Origin of the sequence: Variovorax trehalosi, assembly GCF_051216415.1 — a bacterium.
Taxonomy (GTDB): Bacteria; Pseudomonadota; Gammaproteobacteria; order Burkholderiales; family Burkholderiaceae_C; genus Variovorax.
The window spans coordinates 608,096-633,999 of the sequence record NZ_JBPJZG010000002.1; the positions used below are offsets into that span (position 1 = coordinate 608,096).

Annotated in this window: 24 protein-coding genes; 11 read left to right on the plus strand and 13 right to left on the minus strand. The window is 66.6% G+C overall.

The features are described from left to right. Positions 1 to 5 precede the first annotated feature (5 nt). From ACSFA7_RS10860 to ACSFA7_RS10875, 4 genes are all read right to left on the minus strand, one after another. Positions 6 to 1,547 carry a polyamine aminopropyltransferase gene (locus ACSFA7_RS10860; protein WP_435499359.1) on the minus strand — a complete coding sequence of 514 codons (1,542 nt, stop codon included), beginning with the start codon at positions 1,545 to 1,547 and terminating at the stop codon, positions 6 to 8. A 14-nt stretch (positions 1,548 to 1,561) separates the two neighbouring features. Then, positions 1,562 to 1,780, minus strand: coding sequence for a DUF350 domain-containing protein (locus tag ACSFA7_RS10865; protein ID WP_093055038.1), 219 nt, complete (start codon positions 1,778 to 1,780; stop codon positions 1,562 to 1,564). A 57-nt stretch (positions 1,781 to 1,837) separates the two neighbouring features. Beyond that, complete coding sequence (locus tag ACSFA7_RS10870; RefSeq protein ID WP_435499360.1) at positions 1,838 to 3,325, minus strand: DUF4178 domain-containing protein; 1,488 nt, start codon at positions 3,323 to 3,325, stop codon at positions 1,838 to 1,840. 103 nt (positions 3,326 to 3,428) lie between these two features. Further along, entirely contained in the window at positions 3,429 to 4,487 is a 1,059-nt protein-coding gene (locus ACSFA7_RS10875) for an SPFH domain-containing protein (RefSeq protein ID WP_176661159.1), read from the minus strand. Between the two features lie 178 nt (positions 4,488 to 4,665). Between ACSFA7_RS10875 and ACSFA7_RS10880 the strand changes: the two genes are divergently transcribed. The 4 genes from ACSFA7_RS10880 (at position 4,666) to ACSFA7_RS10895 (ending at position 8,314) form a co-directional block, all read left to right on the plus strand. Continuing rightward, complete coding sequence (locus ACSFA7_RS10880; protein ID WP_206176331.1) at positions 4,666 to 7,014, plus strand: NADP-dependent malic enzyme; 2,349 nt, start codon at positions 4,666 to 4,668, stop codon at positions 7,012 to 7,014. 183 nt (positions 7,015 to 7,197) lie between these two features. After that, a complete protein-coding gene (locus ACSFA7_RS10885; protein WP_206176332.1) occupies positions 7,198 to 7,611 on the plus strand; it encodes a guanyl-specific ribonuclease in 414 nt (137 codons plus the stop codon). Positions 7,612 to 7,661: 50 nt separating this feature from the next. Then, complete coding sequence (locus ACSFA7_RS10890) at positions 7,662 to 8,087, plus strand: barstar family protein (protein ID WP_086011111.1); 426 nt, start codon at positions 7,662 to 7,664, stop codon at positions 8,085 to 8,087. A 77-nt stretch (positions 8,088 to 8,164) separates the two neighbouring features. Next, positions 8,165 to 8,314, plus strand: coding sequence for a hypothetical protein (locus ACSFA7_RS10895; protein WP_176660962.1), 150 nt, complete (start codon positions 8,165 to 8,167; stop codon positions 8,312 to 8,314). A 49-nt stretch (positions 8,315 to 8,363) separates the two neighbouring features. Here ACSFA7_RS10895 and rsmA read toward each other — a convergent pair whose 3' ends face one another. Genes rsmA through ACSFA7_RS10910 form a run of 3 tightly spaced genes read right to left on the minus strand, consistent with a single transcriptional unit; the run spans position 8,364 to position 13,179 of the window. Continuing rightward, positions 8,364 to 9,128: a 16S rRNA (adenine(1518)-N(6)/adenine(1519)-N(6))-dimethyltransferase RsmA gene (gene rsmA / locus ACSFA7_RS10900; protein WP_435499361.1), complete on the minus strand. Its 765-nt coding sequence runs from the start codon at positions 9,126 to 9,128 to the stop codon at positions 8,364 to 8,366. Positions 9,129 to 9,132: 4 nt separating this feature from the next. Then, on the minus strand, positions 9,133 to 10,542 hold the full coding sequence (locus ACSFA7_RS10905) for a peptidylprolyl isomerase (RefSeq protein ID WP_435499362.1): 1,410 nt from the start codon (positions 10,540 to 10,542) through the stop codon (positions 9,133 to 9,135). 21 nt (positions 10,543 to 10,563) lie between these two features. After that, positions 10,564 to 13,179, minus strand: coding sequence for an LPS-assembly protein LptD (locus ACSFA7_RS10910; RefSeq protein WP_435499363.1), 2,616 nt, complete (start codon positions 13,177 to 13,179; stop codon positions 10,564 to 10,566). Positions 13,180 to 13,416: 237 nt separating this feature from the next. Between ACSFA7_RS10910 and ACSFA7_RS10915 the strand changes: the two genes are divergently transcribed. From ACSFA7_RS10915 to ACSFA7_RS10935, 5 genes are all read left to right on the plus strand, one after another. After that, complete coding sequence (locus ACSFA7_RS10915) at positions 13,417 to 14,595, plus strand: aminoglycoside phosphotransferase family protein (RefSeq protein ID WP_435499364.1); 1,179 nt, start codon at positions 13,417 to 13,419, stop codon at positions 14,593 to 14,595. 69 nt (positions 14,596 to 14,664) lie between these two features. Continuing rightward, the gene (locus ACSFA7_RS10920) at positions 14,665 to 15,408 is read left to right on the plus strand and encodes a 16S rRNA (uracil(1498)-N(3))-methyltransferase (RefSeq protein WP_435499365.1); all 744 of its coding nucleotides are present in this window, start codon (positions 14,665 to 14,667) and stop codon (positions 15,406 to 15,408) included. Positions 15,409 to 15,500: 92 nt separating this feature from the next. Next, positions 15,501 to 16,856 carry a M20/M25/M40 family metallo-hydrolase gene (locus ACSFA7_RS10925; RefSeq protein ID WP_435499366.1) on the plus strand — a complete coding sequence of 452 codons (1,356 nt, stop codon included), beginning with the start codon at positions 15,501 to 15,503 and terminating at the stop codon, positions 16,854 to 16,856. Positions 16,857 to 16,955: 99 nt separating this feature from the next. Then, positions 16,956 to 17,417: a YidB family protein gene (locus tag ACSFA7_RS10930; RefSeq protein WP_198785438.1), complete on the plus strand. Its 462-nt coding sequence runs from the start codon at positions 16,956 to 16,958 to the stop codon at positions 17,415 to 17,417. Positions 17,418 to 17,507: 90 nt separating this feature from the next. Further along, positions 17,508 to 18,677 (plus strand): MFS transporter, encoded by a 1,170-nt coding sequence (locus ACSFA7_RS10935; RefSeq protein ID WP_435499367.1) that lies wholly within the window; start codon positions 17,508 to 17,510, stop codon positions 18,675 to 18,677. 10 nt (positions 18,678 to 18,687) lie between these two features. Here ACSFA7_RS10935 and ACSFA7_RS10940 read toward each other — a convergent pair whose 3' ends face one another. Beyond that, positions 18,688 to 19,542, minus strand: a complete 855-nt coding sequence (locus ACSFA7_RS10940) for an alpha/beta hydrolase (RefSeq protein WP_435499368.1) — start codon at positions 19,540 to 19,542, stop codon at positions 18,688 to 18,690. A gap of 73 nt (positions 19,543 to 19,615) precedes the next feature. Then, complete coding sequence (locus ACSFA7_RS10945; RefSeq protein ID WP_435499369.1) at positions 19,616 to 21,127, minus strand: M20 family metallopeptidase; 1,512 nt, start codon at positions 21,125 to 21,127, stop codon at positions 19,616 to 19,618. Positions 21,128 to 21,217: 90 nt separating this feature from the next. Between ACSFA7_RS10945 and ACSFA7_RS10950 the strand changes: the two genes are divergently transcribed. Then, positions 21,218 to 22,000, plus strand: coding sequence for a DUF72 domain-containing protein (locus tag ACSFA7_RS10950; protein WP_435499370.1), 783 nt, complete (start codon positions 21,218 to 21,220; stop codon positions 21,998 to 22,000). Here ACSFA7_RS10950 and ACSFA7_RS10955 read toward each other — a convergent pair. Next, positions 21,997 to 22,518 carry a bactofilin family protein gene (locus ACSFA7_RS10955; RefSeq protein WP_435499371.1) on the minus strand — a complete coding sequence of 174 codons (522 nt, stop codon included), beginning with the start codon at positions 22,516 to 22,518 and terminating at the stop codon, positions 21,997 to 21,999. The two genes, ACSFA7_RS10950 and ACSFA7_RS10955, sit on opposite strands and share 4 nt — an antisense overlap. A gap of 134 nt (positions 22,519 to 22,652) precedes the next feature. On the opposite strand from ACSFA7_RS10955, the gene ACSFA7_RS10960 reads away from it, so the two are divergent. After that, positions 22,653 to 23,579 (plus strand): ion transporter, encoded by a 927-nt coding sequence (locus tag ACSFA7_RS10960; RefSeq protein ID WP_435499372.1) that lies wholly within the window; start codon positions 22,653 to 22,655, stop codon positions 23,577 to 23,579. On the opposite strand, the gene ACSFA7_RS10965 is transcribed toward ACSFA7_RS10960, so the two are convergent. From ACSFA7_RS10965 to metX, 3 genes are read right to left on the minus strand one after another with little or no spacing between them, the layout of a single operon-like run. After that, positions 23,524 to 24,111 (minus strand): IMPACT family protein, encoded by a 588-nt coding sequence (locus ACSFA7_RS10965; RefSeq protein ID WP_435499373.1) that lies wholly within the window; start codon positions 24,109 to 24,111, stop codon positions 23,524 to 23,526. The genes ACSFA7_RS10960 and ACSFA7_RS10965 overlap by 56 nt on opposite strands. Before the next feature lie 16 nt (positions 24,112 to 24,127). Beyond that, positions 24,128 to 24,715, minus strand: coding sequence for a methionine biosynthesis protein MetW (gene metW, locus ACSFA7_RS10970; RefSeq protein ID WP_435499374.1), 588 nt, complete (start codon positions 24,713 to 24,715; stop codon positions 24,128 to 24,130). After that, on the minus strand, positions 24,712 to 25,869 hold the full coding sequence (metX, locus tag ACSFA7_RS10975) for a homoserine O-succinyltransferase MetX (protein ID WP_435499375.1): 1,158 nt from the start codon (positions 25,867 to 25,869) through the stop codon (positions 24,712 to 24,714). Before metX ends, metW begins: the two co-directional genes overlap by 4 nt. Positions 25,870 to 25,904: the final 35 nt, after the last annotated feature.

The window sequence follows — 25,904 nt, forward strand, 5'->3', positions numbered from 1 at the left end:
CGAAGCTAGTGCGCCATGACCCTGCCCCACTCCTGTTCATAGGTGGTGACAAGGGTCTGGTTCGACAGGCGATTCACCTCGGCCGGCACGCGCGCCATGTCGAGCGGAAAGTCGAACATCAGAGGCAGCGTCGAAGGCGAGAGGAATCGCAACCCCGAAGGCAGCGCATCGGGCATCCGGTACGGCCGGCGGCTCGCGATGATGTAGCCCCATTCGCCGAAGCTCGGCACATGCGCGTGATAGGGCGTCGCACGCAGACCTACCGATTCGATGGTCGTCGCCACGGTCCAGTAGCTCTTGCGCGCCACCAGCGGCGAGGTCGTCTGGACCACTGCGTAGCCGCTGGCCGACAGGCGTTTTTCGAGCAGCGAATAGAAGCTGTTGGTGTAGAGCTTGCCGATCGCGAAGTTGGTCGGATCGGGAAAGTCGACCACGATCACATCGAACATGTCGCCCGGCTGCTGCAGCCACTGGAAGGCATCGGTGTTGACGATCTTCACCTTGGGCGACGACAGCGAATGCGCGTTGAGCGCGGCCAGCGTTTCATGCTCGGTGAAGAGTTTCGTCATGTTCGGATCGAGCTCCACCAGCGTGACCGATTCGACCGAGGGGTACTTGAGGATCTCGCGCACCGCCATGCCGTCGCCGCCGCCGAGCACCGCGACCTTCTTCGGTGCACCCTGCGCGGCCATCACCGGATGCACGAGCGCCTCGTGGTATCGGTACTCGTCGCGCTCGGCGAACTGCAGGTTGCCGTTCAGGAAGAGGCGGTGCCCGAGCTGCCCACGCGTGACCACAATGCGCTGGTAGGGCGAGGTGGCGCTGAACACAATGCGGTCTTGATAGAACTTGTCTTCGGCCAGCGTGGTGATGTGGTCGGCCCAGATGAACGCACCGAGCAGCGCGGCCAGCGCGAGGAAGCAGGCCGCCGCATGCGCGCCGATGCGCCGCAATTCATGGCGAAAGAGCCACAGCGCCCACACTGCCACCGCCGCGTTCATGAAGCCGAACAGCAGGCCGGTGCGGATCATGCCCAGCTGCGGCACGAGGATCAGCGGAAACGCCACCGACACCGCGAGCGCGCCCAAATAGTCGAAGGTCAGCACCTGCGACACCAGATCCTTGAGCACGATGTTGCGCTTCAGGATGCGCATGACCAGCGGGATCTCGAGCCCGACCAGCGTGCCGACGACCATCACGAGGCCGTAGAGCAGCAGGCGGAATGCGCCCGGCACGTAGGCGTTGGCCAGGAACAGGATCGCTGGCAGCGCGCCGCCGATCAGCGCCACCAGCAACTCGATCCGAAGAAAGTGCGCCGGCAGCTGGCGGTCGAAATAGCGCGAGAGCCAGGAGCCCACGCCCATCGCGAACAGGTAGGTGCCGATGATGGTGCTGAACTGCAGCACCGAGTCGCCGAGCAGGTAGGAGCTCAGCGCCGCCGCGCTCAGTTCGTAGACCAGCCCGCAGGCCGCGACCACGAACACGCTGGCGAGCAGGGCGATCTCGACGGGCTGCGGCCCGCGCGCATCGGCAGGGCGCGCGGACACTGCCGCCTCTTCGTTCAATGGATTGCTGCGGCGACGATGATGCAGATGCCCAGGCTCATCGCGGCAACCACGAGGCCCAGCGCCACGTTCTGCTTCTCGACGATCTCGCCCCACAGGTCGTAGGGCGTGATCTTGTCGATGATCAGGAAGCAGAGCCAGAAAATCACCACGCCGATCAGCGCGTACACGAGCGATCCGAGGACCACGCCCGGTTTCAGCCATTCAAATCCCATGGGGACCTCCAGTCGTAGCAGTAGTAAGTGAAATTTCGATGGGCAAAAGCATCTCCGTCATTTGTGGCCGCCGCCGCTCGAAGAGCCGCCGTACGAGCCGCCCGAACTGCGGTAGCCGCTCGAGGAGCCGCCACGGCCGCTGCAGGTGCTCAGGATGATCAGCAGGATGATGATGACGACGATGATCAGGATGATCGTGCCGCAGCCCATGCCCGATGCGGCGCTCACCGGCAGCGCGTCGCCGCGCTTGAACATGTCCTTCTTGGCGTCGAGCTTGAAGGCGGTCGCGACCACGCCGCTGTCCAGCTTGATGCCCGACGACCACGTCAGCTCATTGGCCGAGCGCTCCATTGACAGCAGCGCAGGGCCGCTGGCGAAGTCGCGGTTGAAGGTTTTTTGCCCGCGCTCGACCTGCCAGTAGAACTCGCCCGCCACGTAGGTGGTCTCGGCGTTGTAGGCGTACTGCTGCTGGTAGCGCTTGCTGAGGTAAGTGGCGGTGCTGCCGTTCTCGGCCATCACCGGCGCGCCGGTGGTCGGCTTGACCATGCTCCAGCCGTCCTCGGCATCGACCAGGAAGCTGAAGCCGCGCTTCTTGTTGTAGAGCAGGTACTCGTCCCAGCCGAAGTGCTCGTCGTCGCCGGGCTCCACGCCCATGCGGTGCTGGAAGCCCACCACCTGCCACTGCGCGCCCTGCAGCTGGCCCATGGTGCCGAGAGCGATGAGCGGGCGCACCGGCTCGTCCTGCGTCGCGTGCTTGAGCTCGCCGCCGATGCCCTGCGACAGGTCGATGATGCTGTTGCACGAGCGGCAGGTGATGCTCTTGCTGTCGGCCAGGTTGACGGTGACCGGCGAGCCGCAGTTGGGGCAGTTGAAGCTGCGGCCCTTTTCATCCTTCGCCGATTCCTCGCGCAGGCCGGCGAGCTGCAGGTCTTCGAGCTGCACCGAGCGGCCGAGATAAGCGCTGGGCTTGGCGGTGCCGTAGTCGATGCTGAGCACCAGCCCCTTGTCGTTGCGCAGCTCGACCATTGCGAACGGCCGGCCGAGATCGGGCAGGTGCGGCAGCTCGCCCTGCGCGGAGGTGAGCGCCACTTGCTCGTTCGAGGTGACGGTGTAGCTCTGGCCGGCGAAGGCGCTGGTGGCACCCACGCGCAGGTCGACCGGCGGCGGCGCGGTGCGCTGCAGGTCGAAGGGCAGCGCGAAGACGTAGGCGCCGTTGTCCTCGCTGAGGATGGCGGTGCGCTCGTCGTCGAGCGCGGCGATCCATTCAGTCCAGCGGCCGCCCGGGTAGGTGTATTGCAGCCGGCCGATCAGCGTGAAAGGCTTGTCCTGGATGCGGCCGGTGGCGAACAGCTGCAGCGGGCTGAAGTCGTCGAACAGCTCCGCCATCTTGCCGGTGCGCGCGAGCGTCTCGCCCTGACGCACGACGGTGCTCTGGCAATAGGGACAGACCGCGTGCGTCGATTGCGCCGAGCGGAATTCGACCGGTGCGCCGCAGCCGGGGCAGGGCGCGCGGTAGTAGCGTTGGTTGCCGGTTTCCTCAGCCATGGCGTATGCGCCATGGCTCGGAGGGCCATGATTTTCTCAAGCCAATGAGGCTTCCGACGCCCGTCGAACGGGCGTCAGGCGCTATCGAGGACATAGCGCCGGGTCAGACGAGCTTTTTAAGGAGATCGGCCTTCTTGGCGTCGAACTCTTCCTGCGTCAGGATGCCCTTGGTCTTGAGCTCGCCGAGCTTTTCGAGCGTGGTCATCACGTCGGCCGGACTCACGACCGCCACGGCGGGCTGCGAGGCGGCGGCCGTATTGGCCGCGGCTGCCGCAGCGGCATTCGGGCTCAGGCCCTGTGCGAGGTTCTGTGCCAGCACCTGGCCGAGCGCCACGCCGGCTCCGAGGCCCATAGCATCGCCCACGACACCGCCGCCGTTGGCCGCGCCTTCGGCGAACTTCGGAATCGCCTGCGCCGTCTGGTACTGCATGAACTTGCCCATGTCGTTGCCGACCATGCCCATGCCGATCTTCTGGTCGAGGATCTTCTGCAGCTCTTCGGGCAGCGAGACGTTCTGGACCGTGATGTTCTCGAGCTTGATGCCGATCTTCTCGAACTCGGGCACGAGCTGCGCGGCGAGCGCCTGCGCAAACTGGATCTGGTTGGCCGCAAGGTCAAGGAAAGGCACGCCGCTGGAGGCGATGGCGTTGCTGATGTTCTGCAGCACCAGGCCTCGCAACTGGCCGTCGAGATCGGCCACGCTGTAGATGTCGCGCGTACCGGAGATCTCGGTGTGGAACAGCTTGGCATCGCCGATGCGGAAGCTGTAGTTGCCGAAGGCCCGCAGGCGCACGGCGCCGAAGTCCTTGTCGCGGATCGTGATCGGCTGGGGTGTACCCCACTTCTGGTCGACCTGCTGGCGGGTGCTGAAGAAGTAGACGTCGCTCTTGAAGGGGGACTCGAAGAGCTTGTCCCAGTTCTTCAGGTACGTGAGCACGGGCAGGGTCTGCGTCGTGAGCTTGTACATGCCGGGGCCGAACACGTCGGCCACCTTGCCTTCGTTGACGAAGACGGCCACCTGGGATTCGCGAACGGTGAGGGAGGCGCCGTTCTGGATTTCCATCTCGGCCATCGGGAAGCGCCAGGCCAGCGTGCCATCGCCGGTCTCGGTCCACTGGATGATGTCGATGAACTGTTTCTTGATGAAATCCATCAGGGCCATGGTTGCTCCTCGTCAGGTGTTTTCAGGTTTTGTCCGAACTGTGCATATTGCCACACGACCTTGACGAAACACCCGTGCTTTTGGTCATGGGCGCCACCGGCCATGCGGCGTATGGCTTTACGAACCGAGGTCTACAATCGGCGCCCCCAGAAGAAGCGCCACCAGGAGCTACAGGCACATGTCCGATTCGACCCCTTCGACCTCATCGACTCCCACGCCCGAAGACAAACGCGCCGAGCTGCGCCGTGCCGCCCTCGAGTACCACGAGTTTCCCGTCCCCGGCAAGATCGCCATCGCGGCGACCAAGCAGATGGTCAACCAGCGCGACCTGTCGCTGGCCTACTCGCCCGGCGTGGCAGCGCCCTGCGAGGAAATCGTCAAGGACCCGCTGAACGCCTTCAAGTACACCTCGCGCGGCAACCTCGTCGGTGTGATCAGCAACGGCACCGCGGTGCTCGGTCTGGGCGACATCGGCGCGCTGGCGTCCAAGCCGGTGATGGAAGGCAAGGGCGTCCTCTTCAAGAAGTTTGCCGGCGTCGATGTGTTCGACATCGAGATCGACGAGAAGGACCCGGCCAAGCTGGTGGAGATCATCGCTTCGCTGGAGCCCACCTTCGGCGCCATCAACCTCGAAGACATCAAGGCCCCGGACTGCTTCTACGTGGAGCGCGAGTTGCGCAAGCGCATGAAGATCCCGGTGTTCCACGACGACCAGCACGGCACGGCCATCACCGTGGCGGCGGCCATGGTCAACGGCCTGAAGGTGGCCGGAAAGAACATCGCCGACGTCAAGCTAGTCACCTCGGGCGCGGGCGCCGCGGCGCTGGCCTGCCTGAACCTGCTGCTCAAGGTGGGCCTGAAGCGCGAAAACGTGTTCGTCACCGACCTGGCCGGCGTGGTCTACGAAGGCCGCGAAGAGCTGATGGACGACGACAAGCGCCAGTACATGCAGAAGACCGAGCTGCGCAAGCTCGCGCAAGTGATCGTCGGTGCCGACGTGTTCCTGGGCCTCTCGGCCGGCGGCGTGCTCAAGCCCGAGATGGTCGCCAGCATGGCGGCCAAGCCGGTGATCTTCGCGCTGGCCAACCCGAACCCCGAGATCGCCCCCGAAGACGCGCACGCAGTGCGCCCCGACGTGATCATGGCCACGGGCCGCACCGACTATCCGAACCAGGTCAACAACGTCCTGTGCTTCCCGTACATCTTTCGCGGAGCGCTCGACTCCGGCGCGACCACGATCACCGACGAGATGGAAATCGCCGCGGTGCACGCGATTGCCGATCTGGCACAGGCCGAGCAGAGCGAACGCGTCGCTGCCGCGTACGTCGGTGAAAAGCTGTCCTTCGGCCCCGAATACCTGATTCCGAAGCCCTTCGATCCGCGCCTGATGATGAAGATCGCGCCGGCGGTGGCCAAGGCGGCCGAGGAAAGCGGCGTGGCAACGCGTCCGATCAAGGACATGGACGCCTACCGCGACAAGCTGCAGAACTTCGTCTATGCCTCGGGCACGACGATGAAGCCGATCTTCGAAGCGGCCCGCCGCGCCTCGAAGAAGCGCGTGGCGTACTGCGAGGGCGAAGAAGAGCGCGTGCTGCGCGCCGCGCAGATCGTGGTCGACGAGGGCATCGCGCGCCCGACCCTCATCGGCCGCCCCGCCGTCATCGCACAGCGCATCGAGAAGTTCGGCCTGCGCCTGAAGGAAGAGCTCGACTACGACATCGTCAATGTCGAGCAGGACCACCGCTACCGCGACTTCTGGCAGACCTACCACCGCATGACCGAGCGCAAGGGCCAGACGGTGCAGACCGCCAAGATCGAGATGCGCCGTCGCCTCACGCTGATCGGCGCGATGCTGCTGCACAAGGACGAGGTCGACGGCATGATCTGCGGCACCTGGGGCACCACGTTGATCCACCTGCACTACATCGACCAGGTGATCGGCAAGCGCCCCGGCGGCTGCGAGAGCACCCCGCAGGACGTGCCGGTGTACGCCTGCATGAACGGCCTCCTGCTGCCCGACCGCCAGGTGTTCCTGGTCGACACGCACGTCAACTACGACCCCTCGCCAGAGGAACTGGCCGAGATCACGACGATGGCGGCCGAGGAAATGATGCGCTTCGGCCTGAAGCCCAAGGCGGCGCTGCTGTCGCATTCCAACTTCGGCACCAGCAACGAACCCAGCGCCATCAAGATGCGCAAGACGCTCGACCTGCTGCGCGTGCAGGCGCCCTGGCTCGAAGTGGACGGCGAAATGCACGGCGACGTGGCCCTGGACAGCAAGCAGCGCGCGGTCGTCATGCCGCACAGCGCGTTGGCCGGTGACGCCAACCTGTTGGTTTTTCCGAACATCGACGCTGCCAATATTTCGTACAACCTGCTCAAAACAGCGGCGGGCGGCAACATCGCGATCGGGCCGGTGCTGCTCGGCGCGGCCAAACCTGTGCACATTCTCACGGCCAGCGCGACCGTTCGCCGCATCGTGAACATGACAGCCTTGACAGTGGCTGACGCAAACGCCGAGAGATAGGCTATTTGGCGATAGTGGACGCTGACTTAGCGGGCCACTTCCGCCCCTCGCGACTGCTCAAACTTTGAGCAGTCGCTTGCTATTTTCGCCAGCGTGGTGCACACTCGCGGGCTTGAATTTGCGGGTTAACCCCGAGGTTGAGCGCAATTCGAAACCCCCCGCTCTTTTCTCCTGTGGTGTCCCATGGCGGCTTACGCCTCGATCACGTCCTCTGTCTCAAAGTTTGCGCTCACCAGCCTGATGCTGTTGGCGTTGACGACGGGGGCAGAGGCCCGCGGATGGTTCGGCGCAGGAAAAACGTCCGCTGAGGAATCGATTGCACTGACCGATCTCCCGGTCCAGGGCCAGCGAACCTATCAGGCCATCTTGAACGGTGGCCCCTTCCGGTACGAAAAGGACGGCACTGTATTTGGCAACCGCGAGCGTCTCCTGCCGCCGGCACGGCGCGGCCACTACCGCGAGTACACGGTGACGACACCGGGTTCTCGCAACCGGGGTGCCCAGCGAATCGTCTGCGGTGGCGAACAACGCACGACGCCCGAGGCCTGCTGGTACACGGCAGACCACTATGCAAGTTTCAGACGGATTGCGCCATGAGCGATAAAAACGACCTGAGTGGCGCCCCGAAGCGCCCCGAAGAAATGATGATGACTATGGAAAGACCAGCGGAGATGACCTTATCCCTTCGTGCCGTACGCCCGAACATCGTGCAATCGATCCGCGCGTTCCGCGTGAACGACCTGCAGGACGCTGCCAACGCAGCCGGCCAGCACTTCCTGTACGCCAACCTGGGCAACGCCCAGACCAAGCAGGACGTGCTCGACCTGATCGCCCAGCAGTTCACCTTCCCGGCGCACTTCGGCAAGAACTTCGACGCGCTGTACGACTGCATGACCGATCCGTTGCATAAATCGGGCCCGCAGCCAGGTTTTGTCATCGTGCTCGAACAGATCCCGGCCAACGCCAAGTTCGACAAGGAAGCGCGCGAGCAGCTGCTCGACATCTTCCGGGACGCTTCGGATTACTGGGGCGACCGCAAGGTCCCCTTCCGGTGCTTCTATTCTTTTCTGTAGCCCGTTCTGCATCTACCAGCCAAGCAGAACGGGCGAACGAGGCTCAGCCCAACGCTGAAACCCTCGATGGCATCGAAGTGAACCCCAACGCCGCCGCAGCAACGGCCGCCGCCAGCACCGAGCCGGCCGGCGAAAAAATGCCGACCGACAAACTGGTCGACGTGTCGCCCCTGGCGCTGCGCATGAGCAGCCCCTTCAACGCGGGGTACTGGCTGGCCGCCGCGTAATCGCAGCAACCTGCCTGAATGAAAAAAGCCCGTCGTCGACGGGCTTTTTTCATGGGGGAACGGCCTGGGCCAGTGCGACGTATTCGGCGACCGGCACCTCCTCGGCGCGCCGCTGGGGATCGAACTCTCCCTCGAAGCCGTGCTCCTCCAGCCATTTGCCCAGCGTATGCCGCAGGATCTTGCGGCGCTGGCTGAAGGCGACCTGCACGATCTCGCCAAGCCGGGCCGCATCGACCGCCGGCGGCTGCGCCAGCGGCACCATGCGCACCACGGCGCTGTCCACGCGCGGCGGCGGATCGAAGCTCTCGGGCGGCACGAACAGCACGTTCTGCATGTCGTAGCGCCACTGCAGCATCACGCTCAGGCGGCTGTAGTCCGAGGTGGCGGGCCTGGCCACCATGCGGTCGATCACTTCCTTTTGCAGCATGAAGTGCTGGTCGGCGATCAGGTGGGCAAAGCCCAGCAGGTGGAACAGGATCGGCGTCGAGATGTTGTAGGGCAGGTTGCCCACCACGCGCAGCGGCTTGGGGGCAACCTTGGCCGCGAGCTCGGCGAAGTCCACCTTCAGCACATCGGACTCGATGACCTCCAGCTGCGGATGCTCCCGCAGGCGCTTGGCCAGATCGCGATCGAGTTCGATGACCGTCAGGCGCCCGAGCCGCTCGACCAGCGGCTGCGTCAGCGCCGCGAGCCCCGGGCCGATCTCGACCATCGCATCGCCGGGCTGCGGCGCGATCTCATGCACGATCGCATCGATGATCCCGCCGTCGGACAGGAAATGCTGCCCGAACCGCTTCCTGGCGATGTGTGCCATCGGATCAGGACTGCGGCGGGTCGCGGTATTCCACGTAGGCGCGTGCACGCACTTCCTGCACCCAGGTGGTGAAGGCTTCCTCGACGCGCTGTTCGCGCAGCACGTTGCGCGCGGCTTCGCGCTGCTCCGTCTGGGTCAGCTTGGAGTCACGGCGGCCGACCACCTGGATCAGGTGCACGCCGAAGCGCGAGACGAGCGGGTCGCTGATCTGGCCCGGCGACAGCCGGTCCATGGCTTCCTCGAACTCGGGCACGAACTGGCCGGGGCGCGACCAGCCGAGGTCGCCGCCTTCCTTGGCGCTGGCGTCCTGCGAGTTGTCGCGCGCGAGGCCCGCGAAGTCGGCCGTGCCGGCCTGCACGCGGCGCTTGAATTCCGCCAGCTGGGCCACCGCCTGCGCCGTGGTGCGCTTGGGGTCGTTGAGCAGCAGGATGTGGCGCACCTGGGTCTGCGTCACGGTCGCGTCGAGCGAACCGATCTGCGCCTTGGCCAGGACCTTGAGCACATGGAAGCCGGCGCTGGAGCGCACCGGGCCGGCGATGCCGTTCACCGCCGTCGACTGCACCGCGTCGACGAACAGCGGTGGATAGCGGTCGGCGCTGCGCATGCCGATGGCGCCGCCGTTGGCGCGGTCGGGCGAATCGGAGTTCTCGCGCACCAGCTTGTCGAAGTCCTCGCCGGCGCGGGCGCGCTCGGCAAGGCCCTGGGCCTTCTTCTGCGCGGCAGCTATCTGGGCGTCGGTGGCGTTCTCGGGAAGGGCCACGAGCACCTGTGCGAGGTTGAGGTTCTGCAAGGCCGCGTTCTTGACGTTCGAGTTGCGCTGGTCGCGCAGGTACTCGTCGGCCTCGGCATCGCTGATCTTGACCTTCGACTCGACTTCGCGGTCGCGCAGGCGGGTGAGCAGCAGCTGGTCGCGCAGGTCGCTGCGGAAATCCGCCAGCGCAATGCCTTCGGCGGCCACGCGGCGGCGCAGCTCGACCAGGCTGATCTCGTTCTGGCGCGCCACGGTCTGCTCGGCCTGGTCGATCGCCACGTCGTCGACCTTGATGCCGTTTTCCTTGGCAAGCTGCAGCTGCGCGCGCTCGACGATCAGGCGCTCGAGCACGAGGCGCGTGAGCTCGCCGCGCGGCACGCGTTCGGCGTCGGGGTTTTCCTTGAGCAGGCGCGTCACACGCGACTGCACGTCGGTGTTGGTGATCGGCTCGGAGTTGACCAGCGCGACGATGAATTCAGCCGCCCGCTGCACGGGCGCCGCCGCCGGCGCGGCCGGGGCGCGCTGCACCGGCGGGGGCCCCAGGCGCGGACCGGCGCGCATGATGTCCGTGATGCCGCTGCCAGAGCGGAAGCCCTGCGCACCCGACGTTGCGGCCATTGCCGCAAGGCAGCCCAGGGTGATGATGGAACGGATGTGTTTCATGGCGTTGCTCAATCAGTCGTCTCAGTCGTAATTGGTGAAGCGGCTCGGCGCCTCGCCAGGTTGGCGCAGGGGTTCGTAGCGCTGGATGTTCTGCCGCAGGGCCTGCATCGGGCTGGAGCCGATGCTGGAGAAGCCGACGAATTCGAGCTGGAACATGATGCGGGTGTTGGCCGTCACCTGGCCGGTGGTGATGCGCTGCAGCACCACGCGTCCGATCCAGCAGCAGCCGTCGTACTCGAAGCCGAGCACGCCGTCGGTGAGCTTCTTGTCCTGCAGGTCGTAGTTGAGACGGCCCACCGCATACCAGCGGCCGCCGCCCTGGCCCTTGCCCGGACCGAGGTTCTTGCCCTTGTCGCCCCACAGATCGTTGAGCGGCCATTGCCAGCCCACGTCGATCGACTTGTTGCCGTCGTTCACCGCCGTGGTGTTGGGGTTGGCCAGCAGCGCCGCCTGGTAGGCCGCACTCGGGGCCTGGTAGCGGAACGCCACGCTGAGGTTGTGGTACGGCTCAGGGTTGTAGCGTGCGCTGAGCGCTGCGCGGGTGGACTTGCGCGAGTCGGGGTTGTACTGGACAAGTGCGTCCGTGCTCCACTTCGGCGTCCAGTTGATCTGGCCGCCGACGAGGAAGTCGCTCGCGCGGTCGGTCACCGGCAAGCCGCCGGGCAGCGTGACCTTCTGGTCGGCAAAGCGCAGCCGCTGCGCGATGCCGATGCGTGCCGCCTCGACGCCGGTGGCGGGGTCGATCAGGCGGGAGGTCACGCCGAGCGTGAGCGCGTTGGTGTCGGAGATGCGGTCGCCGCCCGAGAACGCGTTCTCGGTGTAGATCGTCGCGAAGCTGAAGTCGTTGGCGGCCGAATCGTAGTTCGGCAGCCTGCTCTGGTCGCGGTACGGCGTGTAGACGTAGTAGGCGCGCGGCTCCAGCGTCTGCCGGAAGGCACGGCTGAAGTAGTTGGCGTCGCGCTCGAAGATCAGGCCGCTGTCCAGACTGAAGGTCGGCACCGTCCGGTTGGCCGAGGTCGGAAAGAAGTACAGCGCGCCGTTCTGGCGTGGCACGCCGTTGACATATTGGACCCCGTTGACCGTGATCGTCGGGATCTCGTTCTGCGGCCGGTAGAAGTTGTAGGTGGCCGTGTTCAGCTGCAGCTTCGGAATGACGAACGAACTCGGCGTGATGAACGGCCGGCTGATCGCGAGGTTCGCCATGGCGCGGTCCCCATCGGGCTGCGACTGCTGGGTGAGGTCGAAGCCGGGCTGGCCGCTCAGGATCGAGTTGACGCGGAAGCGCGTGTAGTCGAGGTTCAGTGCGACGTCGAAGCCGTGCCAGTCGTACTTGTTGTAGTTGGCCGTGATCTGCGGCATGCGGTCGTACGACGGCACGATCGGCGACAGGTTGTACTGCAGCGTCTGGTAGCGCAGCGTGCGGATTGCGCCGCTCCAGTCGTCCTTGCTCCAGTTGAGCGATGCCTCGTTTGGCAACTGGCGCTGCGCCAGCGTCGGCGTGCGCGTGAAGTCGCGCCAGTAGTCGTTGTCGCTGACGCGGTTGATGTTGATGTTGGCCGACAGCGAATCCAGGCCGAGCGCCTTGGCGTCGAAGTCCTGGTGGTGGTTCGCCCAGATGCCCCAGCGCTTGGTGCTGCCGGGCGCCCGGGTCAGGTCCTTGGCCTGGATTTCTCCGTTGGCCAGCTGCTGCAGCTGCGAGGCGCGCAATTCGTTGTAGCGCTGGCCCACCAGGCGGTCGGCGCCCATCAGGTCCAGGCGGATGCTGCCGTTGTATTCCTTCTCCAGGTACCGGAACTCGGTGCCCAGGTTCAGGCCGCGCTTGCTCATGATCGTCGGCGTGATCGTGGCGTCGCGGTTGGGCGCGATGTTCCAGTAGTACGGCTGCGAGATCTCGATGCCGTTGGTGTTGTCCACGCCAATGGTGGGCGGCAGGAGGCCGCTCTTGCGCGCGTTCGACAGCGGGAAGCTCACGCTCGGGATCGGCGGCGTGCTGATGCCCATGAAGCTCAGGCGCGCGTTGGTGGCCACGCCCTCGTTCTCTTCGGTGTCGGTGGTGATCGTGGCCGCAGTCAGGAGCCACGCCGGCATCCAGCCCGGAAAGTCTTCGCGACGGCAGGTGGTGTAGGTGGCGCGCCGGGCGATCGACACGTTGGAATCGACGAAATCGATGCGCTCCGCATCGCCGTGGCCGCCGTTCGCGAGGAACCGGTAGCGCACGTTGTTGAAGAAGCCCTCGAAGGTCTCGAGCTTGAGTTCCAGCTCGGGCCCTTCGTACACGTTGCCGGCCTGGTTGACCCTCACATTGCCCTTGGCCTTGGCGCGGTCGTCGGGCTGGTAGTACTCGAGGCGGTCGGCGGTGATGGCGACCGGGCCGCGTCGCAGCGTGGCGTTGCCTTCGACCACGGTCTCGAGGTCGGGGCGGCCGGACATGCGGTCGCCGGTGACCAGGCTGGGCAGCTGGCCGCGCTCGGCGGGCGGGATGATTTCGGTGAGCAGCGGGGTGCGCTTGAGCGTCAACGGGCCGTCGAGGCCGGCGGCGGACTGCGCGAAGGCGCCGTGCGCCTGGAGCAGCGCCAGCGACAGCATGGCCAGCTTCAGCGGCGGGCCGGCACGTCGCAGGGCAACACGTCGGCTCATCAAGCCTCCCGCCAGGCCGTTCCGAGGAAAGCCCGCGGCTCCCCCGAGGAGAGCAGCGAGCGCACAAGGTGCCAAGCGTGAGGGCTTTGGGTCGTAGGCATCGGTTCGGAACGAAAGATCGTCGGGGAGACGGCGCGGCAGGCCGGCGGGTTGCAGGGGCCGGCAGCAACCTTTGCTCGATCGGTGGCCGACCGGAGGGGGTTGCCGCGCCAGGCGGATTTGTAGAATCGATTATCCATGACAGCACCCCCGCCCCCGGCCGCATTGGCCCCACGCCCCGCCGAGACCATTCTCTGGACAGATCCGCAGCGGGCCGAAGTGTTCCGGGGCTGGCTGACCGGCATTGCCGCCGACCAGCATCTTCTGCCCGACACCGTGCGCCTCGCCTCGGCCGATGCGAGCTTCCGCCGCTATTTCCGCGTCGACACCCGCATCCCCGGTACGCCGACGCGCATCGTGATGGACGCCCCGCCGGACAAGGAGAACAGCGATCCCTTCGTGCAGGTGGCCGGGCTCATGGCCGAGGCCGGCGTGACCGCGCCCAAGGTGCTCGCGTGGGACCGCCCGAACGGCTTCCTGCTGCTGGACGACCTGGGCCGCCAGACCATGCTCGACGTGATCGACCCAGCCCAGCCCGACGCCAGCCGCCCGCTCTACGACCAGGCGATCGACGCGCTGATCCGCTGGCAGCTGGCCTCCCAACCCGGCGTGCTGCCGCCCTACGACCGGGCGCTGCTCGAGCGTGAACTGGCGCTCTTTCCCGAGTGGTATATCGGCCGTCATCGCGGCGTGGCCATCGAGGGCAAGCTGAAGGAGCGGCTCGAACGCAGCTTCAAGCTGATCGTCGAGAGCAACCTGGCTGCTCCCAGCGTTTACGTGCACCGCGACTTCATGCCGCGCAACTTGATGATGAGTGTGGCCCCCACGCTCGGCACTGGCGTGTCCTCGCTGCCCCCCGAGGGGGCGCTCGCCGCCTTGGGGCGGCCCGGCGGCGGCTCGGGTACCGCCCTGGGCGTGCTCGACTTCCAGGACGCCGTCTACGGCCCCATCACCTACGACATCGCCAGCCTGATGCGCGACGCCTTCCTCAGCTGGGACGAGGAGTTCGTGCTCGACATCACCGTGCGCTACTGGCAGGCGGCGCGCAAGGCCGGGCTGCCGGTCGACGAGGATTTCGGCGCTTTCTATCGCGCCGTCGAATGGATGGGCCTGCAGCGCCACCTGAAGGTCGCCGGCATCTTCGCGCGCCTCACGCTGCGCGACGGCAAGCCCCGCTACCTTGCCGACACGCCGCGCTTCATCGCCTACATCCGCGCCACCGCCAGCCGCTACATGGAGCTCACGCCGCTCGTGCGCGTGATCGACGAGGTCGAGGGCACCTCCGCGCTCACCGGCTTTGCCTACGGCCGGGTCTGAAGCGAAATTTACAAAAACCACCGGTGATGCCCGCATCACGGCTGCATTCTTCGCTCCTTATTTCATAGCATGCCCCGTTTCCACTGTTCCGTACCGTTGAGCGCCGGCGCCGCTTTCGCGCTGCCGCCCGGGGCCGCGCGCCACGTGCAGGTGCTGCGGATGCAGCCGGGCGATGCGCTGACCCTGTTCGACGGGGCAGGCGGCGAATACGAGGCCACGATCGAGCGCATGGGCCGAAGCGACGTCGCAGTCACGGTCGGCGCACACCACCCCGTCGAGCGCGAAGCGACGCGCGCGGTCCACCTGGCCGTCGGCATGCCGGCCAACGAGCGCATGGACTGGCTGGTCGAGAAAGCCACGGAGCTGGGCGTCGCGAGCATCCAGCCGCTGGCCACGGCGCACGGTGTGCTGCGTCTTTCGGGCGAGCGCGCCGAGAAGAAACGGGCGCACTGGGAGGCCATCGCCATCGCGGCGTGCGAGCAGTGCGGCCGCAATCGCGTGCCGGTGATTCACCCGGTGCGGGCGTTCTCGGGCACTTCGGGCTGGATCGATGCGCAGGGCGAAGGAAGCGCCATGGCGCGCTTCATCCTGAGCCTGGCCGAGGGCACGCAGGACATTGCCGCAGCCGTTGCGACACACGCCCCTGGCAACCGCGACGTGCGCGTGCTGAGTGGCCCCGAAGGCGGCCTCAGTGCCGCCGAGGAGCAGGAAGCGATCGCACGCGGCTTCGCACCGGTCACGCTCGGGCTGCGGGTGCTGCGCGCTGAAACCGCCGCGCTCGCGGCACTGGTGTCGCTCGGCGGCCCCTCCTGAAAAGGGGGTGTTTTCCGCGACGCGCGCGCGGACAGGCTGCGGAAGAATGGTCGCTTCACCCATTCCTCACGACCAAGAAGGACCTTCCGCCCATGTCCCGTTCGCTCCGACTCGCGCATTTCGCTCCTCTCGTTCTTGCAGCGCTCTGCGCCGCACACGGCGTCCATGCCCAGAGCAACGCCGTCGCGCCCACGCCGACGCAGGTCAGCCCTGAAGTCGACAGGACCTACACCCAGCTGATGGCCTCGCCCGCGATCCAGAAGCTGCTGGACGCGGTCAAGGCCGACCACGAGCGCGCGGTCGAAGACCTGAAGATGCTGACCGAGATCGAAGCGCCGCCTTTCAAGGAGCAGAAGCGCGCCGAAGCCTTCCTCGCACGCATGAAGGCGCTGGGCCTGGCCGACGCGAAGATCGACGCAGAAGGCAACGTGGTCGGCCTGCGCAAGGGCGTGGGCAACGGCCCGAAGCTGTTGATCTCCGCGCATCTCGACACGGTCTTTCCCGCCGGCACCGACGTGAAAGTGAAAGAGCGCGACGGCCGGCTCCACGCGCCGGGCATCGCGGACGACACGCGCGGCCTCACGGTGCTGCTGTCTTGGCTCAAGGTGCTCAACGACAACAAGGTGCAGACGGCGGGCGACCTCCTGATCGTCGGCAACGTCGGCGAGGAAGAGCTGGGCAACCTGCGCGGCATCAAGGCGATCTTCCGCGACCACCTGGACATCGACGGCATGGTCGGGCTGGAGCCCTCGCCGGACGGCCATGTGCTGGTGCTGGGCACCGCGAGCCATCGCTATGAAGTCACCTTCAAGGGACCGGGCGGCCACAGCTTCGGCGCGTTCGGCCAGGTGCCCAGCGCGATCCACGGCATGGGCCGCGCGATCGCCAAGATCGCCGATGTGCGCACGCCGAGCTTTCCCAAGACCACCTTCACCGTCGGCACCGTGGGCGGCGGCACGTCGGTGAACACCATCGCGCCCGATGCGCGCATGGCCATCGACATCCGCTCGGACGACATGGCTTCGCTGCTGGAGACCGAGAAAAAGATCCTCGCGGCCATCGACGAAGCCGTGGCCGAGGAGAACAAGCGCTGGAACGTGACGACGCTGAGCGCGAGCCACAAGCTGATCGGCGACAGGCCCGGCGGCCGCACCCCGACCGACTCGGTGATCGTCGAGGCCGCCACGCGCTCGAACACCGCCTTCGGCCAGAAGACGCTGCTGCGCGGCGGCAGCACCGATGCCAACGTGCCGATCTCTCTGGGCATCCCGGCCATCATCATCGGGGGAGGCGGCAAGTCCTCCGGTTCCCATGCGCTGAGTGAGTCGATCGACGTGACAGATGCATGGAAAGGCGCGCAGAATTCGCTCGTGACGGTGCTCGGACTCGTCGGCGTGCAAGGGGTGACCCCCGCACTGCTGCCCAAACGCCCGGCACGCATCAAGTAATTTGTCACGTTGCAAGTTCGAAAAGTGGGGCTCCACTTACGGCTTGCGGTCCGTCGCACGGAAAATGCGTCGGTTCTGTCACACACCAAGGAAATGACCATGGGATTGCTCGATTCAGTACTCGGTCAAGTGCTCGGAGGCGCTGGCCAACAGCAGCAACCGCAAGGCGGAGGCATCGGGGGATTGGGAGATCTCGGCGGCCTGGCCGGCGCACTGGGTGGCCTGCTCGCCAACAACGGCGGTCAAGGCGGCCTGGGGGGTCTGGTCTCGAAGTTCGAGCAGGCCGGGATGGGCGATGTCATCGGCTCGTGGATCGGCAAGGGAGACAACCAGCCGGTGTCAGGCGACCAGCTGCAAAACGCACTCGGTGGCGACACCATCGCGAACATTGCGGCCAAGCTCGGCATCAATGCGCAAACGTTGCTGCCGATGCTCGCCACCATGCTGCCGGCGCTCATCGACCAGCTCACGCCCCATGGCAAGGTGCCGGACCAAGGTCTCGGCAACCACGACGATCTGCTGGGTTCGCTCAGCGGCTTGCTGCAAGGCAAGCAGTCCTGAACGAGGCCTGCCTCATCAGAATTCCGGCGCCCGCGAGGGCGCTTTTTTTTGGCTGGCGCCCAGGCGACGAATCCCGTAGAACCCCCTGCCATGAACCGCAACCTCTGGCTCCTGGCCATCTGTCAGGGCCTCTTCCTGACCAACAACGTCACCTTCATTGCCATCAATGGACTGGTGGGCCTCGGAATCGCGCCGCGCGGCTGGATGGCGACGCTGCCGGTGATGGGCTATGTGGTGGGCGGTGCGCTCACCACCGGGCTGGTGGCGCGCACGCAGCAGCGCTTCGGGCGGCGCGGATCGTTCCAGATCGGACTGGCCGTGGCGCTGGCGTCTGCGCTGCTGTGCGCGTACGCAGCGATCTCGAAGAACTTCTGGCTGCTGTGCTTCGCCACCGTGGTGGCCGGCTACTACAACGCCAACGCCAATCTCTACCGTTTTGCAGCGGCCGAACTCGCGGCGCCGGAATGGCGCGAGAAGGCGGTGTCACTGGTGATGGCTGGCGGGCTGATCGGCGCGGTGGCGGGCCCGAACCTCGCGTCCGCCACGCGCGAACTCTTCGCCGTGCCGTTCGCGGGCGCCTACATCTCGCTCGCGGCGGTGGCGCTGCTCTCGATGGCGGTGATGCGCTTCATCGACTTCCCCGCGCCCCTGACCCGCCAGCAGGCCCTGGGCGGACGACCGCTCTCCGAAATCATGCGGCAGCCGGTGTTCATCGTCGCCGCCGCCGCGGGCGCCCTGGGCTTCGGCGTGATGAACCTGCTGATGGCCGCCACGCCGATCGCGATGCAGATCTGCAGCCTGCCGTTTTCCGACGCCGCGCTGGTGCTCGAATGGCACGTGATCGGTATGTTCGCGCCCGGCTTCTTCACCGGCCACCTCATCCGCCGCTTCGGCGCGCTGCCGGTGATGGGCGTGGGGCTCGCACTCAACCTCGGCTGCATCGCCGTCGCGCTGTCGGGGGTGGAGCTGCAGCACTTCCTCGTGGCGCTGTGCCTGCTCGGCGTGGGCTGGAATTTCCTGTTCACCGGCAGCACGACGCTTTCGCTCACGGCTTACACCGCAGAGGAGCGCGACCGGGCCCAGGGTGCGCTCAATTTCTGCGTGTTCGCGACGCTGGCGCTGACCTCGTTCGCCTCGGGCGTGCTGGTCACGACCCAGGGCTGGCAGCTGCTGAACTACGGCTCGCTGGTGCCAGTGGTGCTGACCGGCGCGGCACTGCTGTGGCTCGCGCGGACGCGGCGGCGCTCGGCTGCTGCCTGAGGCTGTTCGATCAGTTCGACGGAAACCGCTTGTCGAGCCAGCGCTGCAGCGTGGCAAACACCGGCTCCGCGTCCAGCTCATTGAAGATCTCGTGGTACAGGGTCTCGAAGCATTGCGCTTCGACCATGCCGCTGGGCGCTGCGGCGGCTGCGAACGCACGGCTGGCGGCAGGCTTCACGAGCCGGTCGTCGCCCGCATAGATCAGCAGCGTGGGCGCCGGCCAGCGCGCCGCCGCCTGCTGCACCGTGGCTCCTTCGTACGCAAGGAAACGCGCGAGCCGACTGCCGATACGGTCGTGCGTGAGCGGATCGTCGCGGTAGGCCTGCACGACGGCGCGGTCGTGCGAGAGGTAGTTGTCGTCCAGGCCATTGCCCACGCGCAGGTTCGGCGCGATGCGCGGCAGCACCGCGAGCAGCGCTTTCTGAAACCCGCTCAGGCCCGGATCGAGCCCCGGCGACGAGAGCACCAGGCCATCGACAGGCCGCACGCCGCGCGCCACCAGGCTGGCCGCGACCAGTCCGCCGAGGCTGTGCCCCAAGAGCACGACCGGCACACCGGGGTTCTCGCGGCGCGCATCGTCGATCACCAGCGCGAGGTCGTCGACCAGCCGCAGTTCGCTCGGCAATCCGCCGCGCGCGCCGGTCGATTCGCCATGGCCGAAATGGTCGTGCGCCCAGACGGCGAAGCCCCATTCGTGCAGCCGCTTCGCGAGCCCGTGGTAGCGCCCCGCATGCTCGCCCAGCCCATGGACCACGATCACCACAGCGCGCGGCGTCCCGGCGACGGGCAATCGGCGCAAGGCCAGCGTCTGACCGTCCGGGGTAGACAGCGGCACGCGCTGCGGCAACGGCAGCGCGTCGCTCATTGGTGCACCCTTGGCGCTGCGCGCCTTCCCGCCAAGCGGGAGCGAGCTTGCTTGGGGCGGCCCGGCGCGTCGCTCAAGCGGTCACCGGCTCCGCGGCGGCGGCGCGGTGCGCTACCGGCAGGGCCGCAATCACCTCGGCCACGGCGGCCGTCAGCTTCTTGGCGTAGGGCACATGCAGGAACTCGTTGGGTCCGTGCGCATTGCTCTTGGGGCCAAGCACGCCGCAAACCATCATCTGCGCCTTCGGGAAGCCGGCGCTCAGCATGTTCATGAGCGGGATCGTGCCGCCCTGGCCGATGTAGCCGCAGGACGCGCCGAAGTGCGCCTGCGAGGCCTTGTTGAGCGCGTCCTCGAACCACGGCGTGATCGTCGGCGCGTTCCAGCCGGTGGCGCCGCCGTTGCTCTCGAAGGTGACACGGGCCTGGTAGGGCGCGTTGTCTTCCAGCAGCTTCTTGAGGTTTTGCACCGATTCGGCCGCATCGACCAGCGGCGGCAGGCGCAGCGAGAGCTTGAAGGCGGTGTAGGGGCGCAGCACGTTGCCCGCATCCTTCAGCGCCGGAAAGCCTTCGGCGCCGGTGACCGACAGCGTGGGCTTCCAGGTGCGGTTGAGCAGCGCTTCCACCGGATCGGTGGTGGTCGGCAGCGCGAACATGGTCGAGCCGCCGCAGTCGTAGTGCGCCCACGGGAAGCGCTTGTAGACCTCTTCGCCGAGGATCGCCGCGGTGGCCTTGGCCTGCGCGAGGCGGTCGGCCGGCACTTCGCAATGGAAGCTCGCGGGCAGGAGGCGCCCGGTGGCGCTGTCTTCGAGGCGGTCGAGCACCTGCCGCATGATGCGGAAGCTTGAGGGCACGAGGCCGGACGCGTCGCCCGAGTGGATACCTTCGGTCAGCACCTCGACCTTGAGCGTGCCGCTGGCCATGCCGCGCAGCGAGGTGGTGAGCCACAGCTGGTCGTAGTTGCCGGCGCCGGAATCCAAACAGATCACCAGCTCGACGTTACCCAGGCGCGGGCGCAGCGCGTCGACGTAGGGCAGCAGGTCGTAGGAGCCACTTTCCTCGCAGGTCTCGATCAGGCCGACGATGCGCGGATGCGCCACGCCCTGGGCCTTGAGCGCCTGCAGCGCGGCGACGCTCGCGTAGACCGCGTAGCCGTCGTCAGCGCCGCCGCGGCCGTACAGCAGGCCGTTCTCGTACTTGGGCGTCCAGGGGCCGAGGTCGTTGCGCCAGCCGGTGAATTCGGGTTGCTTGTCCAGGTGGCCGTACATCAGCACGGTCTCGCCCATGTCGGTGCCGGTGGCCGGCACCTCGAAGAACAGCACCGGGGTGCGGCCTTCGAGGCGAACGATCTCCAGCTTCAGGCCCTCGACCTTCTGGGCCTCGACCCAGGCGGCCGCATTGCGCAGCACGGTCTCCAGGTAGCCATGGGCCGACCAGTCCTTGTCGAAGCCGGGCGACTTGGCCGGGATGGCGATGTAGTCGGTGAGTTGCTTGACGATGTCGCCGTCCCACTGGGCGGTGACATCGGAGAGGGCGCGCGTCGCGTCGAGCGTGCCGGCAGGCATTTCGCGGTGCAGGGGGGCATTCATCGGTGGGTTCTCCGCGGGGACGAAAAAACGCATTTTGCGCCTCACGGCGACCGCGCGTAGAGTGCGGGCGATCTCAACCCGGAGCGCAATGTGAGCATGGCAACGACGACTCGGATCAAGGTGGGCATCGGCGGCTGGACCTACGAGCCCTGGCGCGACAACTTCTACCCCAAGGGGCTCGCACAGGCCAAGGAGTTGAATTACGCGAGTCGTCATGTGAGCGCCATCGAGATCAACGGCACCTACTACAGCACCTTCAAGCCCGAGACCTTCCGCAAGTGGCATGCGGACACGCCGGAAGACTTCATGTTCTCGATGAAGGCCTCGCGCTTCACTACCAACCGCAAGGTGCTGGCGACTGCGGGCGAGTCGATCCAGCGCTTCATCGACAGCGGCGTGAGCGAGCTGGGCGACAAGCTCGGGCCGATCGTGTGGCAGTTCATGCCAACCAAGCAGTTCGATGCGGAAGACTTCGAGGCGTTTCTGGAACTGCTGCCGAAGAAGGAAGGCAGCCGCGTGCTGCGCCACGTGATGGACGTGCGGCACGAGAGCTTCATCACGCCCGCGTACAAGGCGCTCGCGAAGAAGCACAAGGTCTCGACCGTGTTCACCGACGCGGACAAGTTTCCGTCGTTCGAGGAGCCTGAAGGCGACGTCGCCTATGCGCGGCTCATGATGGCCGACGCGAAGCTCAAGACAGGTTATGGACCGAAGGCGCTCGACACCTGGGCCGAGCGTGCGCAGGGTTGGACCGGATCGCCGAAGAAGCGCGACGTGTTCGTCTACTTCATCAATGGCGCCAAGGAAAGAGCACCGGCCGCGGCCGGTGCATTGTTGGAGCGCCTGGGGTGGAAGCCCCCCGTGGAGGCTTAGGCTGCGGCCTGGAGCGACGGCTTGGCGCCGAAGCTGATCTCGCCGGACAGCTGGCCTCCTTCCTCGATCACGATCTTGCCGTAGCGGATCTTGCCGGTGACCTTGCCGGTCGAGTGGATCACGAGCTTCTCGCGCACCGTGAGGTTGCCGTCGAAGATGCCGCGGATTTCGGCGATGTCGATCTCGGCCGAGCCCTTGAACTCGCCCTGTTCGGCGATCTGCATCAGGCGCGAGTCCATGGTCGCTTCGACCAGGCCTTCGACCACGAGCGTGTCGCAGTCGGTGATCTCGACGCCCTTGAGCTTGATGTTCGGGCCGACGGTCAGTTTGCTGCCGCCTTCCTTCGCGACGGGTGCTGCTGCCGCGGCGGCGAGGCCACCTTGCTGCGCGGTCAACGACGAGGGATTGACGGGCGTGCCCGACAGATTGGTGCCGGAACCGACCAGCGGTGCAGGACGGGATGTCAACGAGTCGGTGTCACGATCGCGCTTGCCGAAGAAGGGGGACTGTGTAGCCAAAGGGGAGCTCCTCAAGAAAGGGACTATCGTAAGAACGCACTTACGGCTTACCGCACTTCATTGCGCAAGAGGCGTAACCGGATAAAACCACACGCCTCGACAATGGGACCCCAGTAGACCTTAAACGACGGAAGATGACGACCCCCTTGCAAATCACCGCCGCATCCCCCGCCCACATGGTCACTGACTCGCTCACCGGCGACGCCCGCTTCGGCAAACCCGAAGAAGGCTGGCGGCGCGCGTTGTTCTCGGTGATCTTCGAGTCCGAATCGCGGCTGGGCCGCCTGTTCGACCTGATTCTCATCGCCGTGATCGTGACCAGCGTGGCGGTGGTGATCCTCGATAGCGTGCAGGCGATCCACCTGCGCGCGGGCCATGTGTTCGGCGTGCTCGAATGGGTCTTCACTGGGCTCTTCACGCTCGAGTACATCGGGCGGCTGGCCTGCGTGAAGCGGCCCCTGCGCTATGCCACCAGCTTCTATGGCGTGATCGACCTGCTCGCGCTGCTGCCGACCTTTCTCGTGGCGCTCGCGCCGGAGTTCGCCTACCTGATCGACGTGCGCATCCTGCGGCTCCTGCGCGTGTTCCGGATCTTCAAGCTCTCGCGTTATTCGGCAGAGTACCGCGCGCTGGTCTCGGCCGTCGCGGCGAGCCGCCGGAAGATCACCGTGTTCGTCGGCTTCGTGATGCTGGTGGTGCTGGTGATGGGCACGCTGATGTACGTGGTCGAGGGGCCGGTGCACGGCTTCACGAGCATTCCGGTGGCGATCTACTGGGCCATCTCGACGATGGCCACGGTGGGCTTCGGCGACCTCGTGCCCAAGACCGACCTGGGCCGCGCGATCGCCTCGGTGATGATGCTGCTGGGCTGGGGCGTGCTGGCCGTGCCGACCGGCATCGTGACCGCCGAGATGGCGCGCCGCGGGCCCGACGATGAGGCCGTGCCGCTGACCGGACGCGGCATTCTGGCGATGACGCCGCCGCCTGCCGCGCCGCCGCGGCGACTTACGCCGGCGGCCAGACGACGCGCCCTTGCGCAGCATCGTCGAGGCGGGCGATGAAGGCATTCGCCTCGGGGTCGGGGAGCTTGAAGGCGAAGAGCACGTCGTTGCCATGCTGCACGTCGTCGAGCACCGCACCGACGGCTGCCATCTCGCGCCGTACCAAGCCTTCGAGCGCATAGGGCACGGCGCAGCGCAGACTGCGCTGCCGCACCAGCGGCACGAGCGTGGCACCGATCAGGGCTTGCGCGATGGCATCGGTGTAGGCGCGCACCAGGCCGCCGGCGCCGAGCTTCACGCCGCCGAAGTAGCGCACCACGGTCGCGAGCGAGCCTTCGATCTGTTGATGGCGCAGCACTTCCAACATGGGACGGCCCGCCGTGCCGCCGGGTTCGCCGTCGTCGTTGGCGGCCGACTGACCGCCCGCCATCAGGGCCCAGCACACGTGCGCGGCCGCGGGGTGCTGCGCGCGCAGCGATGCAACGATGGCCAGCGCGGCCGCGCGATCGGCCACCGGTTGCACGCAGCCGATGAAGCGGCTCTTCTTGATGACCAGTTCGCTGTGAACCGGCTGCGCCAGCGTGAAGCTCATGCGACGCAGCCCTCCCTCAACCGCCCCGCTCGAACTTGAAGACCGCCGTGCTCGCGCGCGCGTTGGGCAGCCAGCGCACGTCGCGCCCGTCCTGCAGCCCGAACGCATCGAGCACGCGCAAGTTGTTCTTGCCGGCCAGCACCTCGAAGTCCTTGAAGGTGCCGACGCGAATGTTGGGTGTGTCGTACCACTGGTAGGGCAGGCGGCGCGTCACCGGCATGCGGCCGCGCGCCACGCTCAGGCGGTTGGGCCAGTGCGCGAAATTGGGGAACGCGACGATGCCGATGCGGCCGACGCGCGCGGTCTCGCGCAGCATCACCTCGGCATTGCGCAGGTGCTGCAAGGTGTCGATCTGCAGCACCACGTCGAAGGAGGCGTCGTCGAACATCGCGAGGCCTTCATCGAGGTTCAGCTGGATCACGTCCACACCGCGGCGGATGCACTGCAGCACGTTGCCGTCGGCGATCTCCACGCCATAGCCGGTGCAGCCGCGTTCACGCTGGAGCAGGTCGAGCAGGGCGCCGTCGCCGCAGCCGAGGTCGAGCACGCGCGCGCCCTCGGGCACGAGGGCCGCGATGAGTCGTTGGTTGTCGAGGTCGCTCATTGGAACTCCTTGGCGACGCGTTCGAAATACGAGCGCACCACGCCCATGTAGCGCACGTCGTCGAGCAGGAAGGCGTCGTGGCCGTGCGGCGCGTCGATCTCGGCGTAGCTCACGTTGCGGCGGTTGTCGAGCAGCGCTTTCACGAGTTCGCGACTGCGCGCGGGGGAGAAACGCCAGTCGGTCTTGAAGCTCACGAGCAGGAACTTGGCGGTCGCCTTCGCGAGCGCGGTGCTGAGCTGGCCGCCGTGGCTGCGCGCGGGGTCGAAGTAGTCGAGCGCGCGGGTGATCAAGAGGTAGGTGTTGGCGTCGAAGTACTCGCTGAACTTGTCGCCTTGGTAGCGCAGGTAGCTCTCGATCTGGAACTCGACGTCCTGCGTGGAGTAGCGGTAGTCCAGCCCCGCCGCCTCGCCTTCGACGGCGCTGCGCAGGATGCGCCCGAACTTCTCGTTCATGACGTCATCGCTGAGGTAGGTGATGTGGCCGATCATCCGCGCGATGCGAAGGCCTCGCTTGGGAATCACGCCGTGTTCGTAGAAGTGGCCGCCGTGGAAGTCGGGGTCGGTCACGATCGCGCGGCGCGCGACTTCGTTGAAGGCGATGTTCTCGGCCGTGAGGTTGGGCGCGCTGGCCACCACCACGGCGTGGCGCACGCGGTCGGGGTACTGCAGCGTCCACGACAGCGCCTGCATGCCGCCGAGGCTGCCGCCCATCACCGCGGCGAGCGTCTGGATGCCCAGCGCATCGAGCAGCACGGCCTGCGCATCGACCCAGTCTTCGACGGTGACCACCGGGAAGTCGGCGCCGTAGACGCGGCCGGTGGCGGGATTGACGTGCATCGGGCCGGTCGACCCGAAGCAGGAGCCGAGGTTATTGACGCCGATCACGAAGAAGCGGTCGGTATCGACCGGCTTGCCCGGGCCGACCATGTTGTCCCACCAGCCCTCGGAGCGGGCCTGGCCTTCGTAGACACCCGCGACGTGGTGCGAAGCGTTCAGCGCATGGCAGACCAGCACTGCGTTGCTGCGGTCGGCATTGAGCGTGCCGTAGGTTTCGTAGGCGAGCGTGTAGTCGCTGATCGATGCGCCGCTGCGCAGGGCCAGCGGGCCTGCGAACTGCATCGACTGCGGACTGACGACCAAAGGAGGTGACGACATGAATGAAAAAACCCGGCCTCGCCAAAAACGAGCCG